The sequence below is a fragment of the Pseudonocardia sp. EV170527-09 genome (genome assembly GCF_008369905.1).
Lineage (GTDB): Bacteria > Actinomycetota > Actinomycetes > Mycobacteriales > Pseudonocardiaceae > Pseudonocardia.
The window spans coordinates 1-945 of the sequence record NZ_VRMC01000263.1 but is presented as its reverse complement, the minus strand read 5'-3'; the positions used below and the strand labels follow the sequence as shown (position 1 = coordinate 945).

Here is a 945-nt window from a genome sequence, read left to right as displayed (position 1 = left end):
TCTCGTTCTCAGCAGAGCCCATAGGGTCTGATGTCATCACTCACAGTGCCCATCCCGCCGGACGCTGAGGTCCGGCGTGTCGGGCCGGAACCACCGTTCGTTGCACAGGCCCGCCCCGTCGGCAGCAGCTCGCCGGGGCGCTGCAACGCGATCTGTAGGTCGGCCTGCTCCCACGCGAGCACCACCCGCGAGGCGTTTACGAACGACGCGACGAGGCCGAGGGTCTCGACGGCCGTGTGCGCGTCGTCGCCCGGGAAGTAGGGCCGCGACCGGACGTAGCCCGCGTACGGCTGACGACCCAGGTCACTGCAGAACATGTGCATGGTCGGGGGCGGGACGAACCCGCCCTCGGCCAGCGTCGCGTTGGTCGTCGCGACGGCGATGTTCTGCAGCTCGTCCACCAGCTGCTGCTCGGTCAGCTCCATGTCAGCAGAGTGTGCGACAGACCTCTGACAGTCTTGAACGTTTGATGGGCGCCTCCGAGGCTTGCATCGAACATACGTTCGGTGTCAAGGTCAAGGGATGCCTGTGGCCGCGGAGCACAAGTCCGAGTCGATCCTGGTAGTTGGCGCCTACCTGGATCAGGTGAGCGAGCTCCTGCGCGGCTGCGGGGCGCGGTTGCCTGTGTGCCGCGGGCCGCCGCCCGCGAGATCGAGGCCGGCCGACCCCTACCGATCAAGGTGGTACGCGTGATCAGGGAGGTGCTGCTGGAGGTCGAACAGCTCTTGACCGGCCTCGCTGGCGAGCTGGAGGCCTCGTCGGCAGCGCCTCGGATAACGAACGCAGCCTCCGCGGCAGGGCCCTGGTCCAGAACTCTCCGCCGAAGAGCTGGTTGTCAGAGCTGCATCCGAACGTGGCCGGTGCCTTGTGTCAACGGCGGGTTGGGAGTAACCCCGTAACGACGGATTGGGACTGACCCCCTTGTCGGGTGTTCAGTCGTTGCTG

1 protein-coding gene is annotated in these 945 nt (G+C 66.7%); it reads right to left on the bottom strand.

From position 1 onward, the window contains the following. Positions 1-8: 8 nt before the first annotated feature. Positions 9-425 carry a hypothetical protein gene (locus tag FVA95_RS28985; RefSeq protein WP_149666919.1) on the bottom strand — a complete coding sequence of 139 codons (417 nt, stop codon included), beginning with the start codon at positions 423-425 and terminating at the stop codon, positions 9-11. Positions 426-945: the final 520 nt, after the last annotated feature.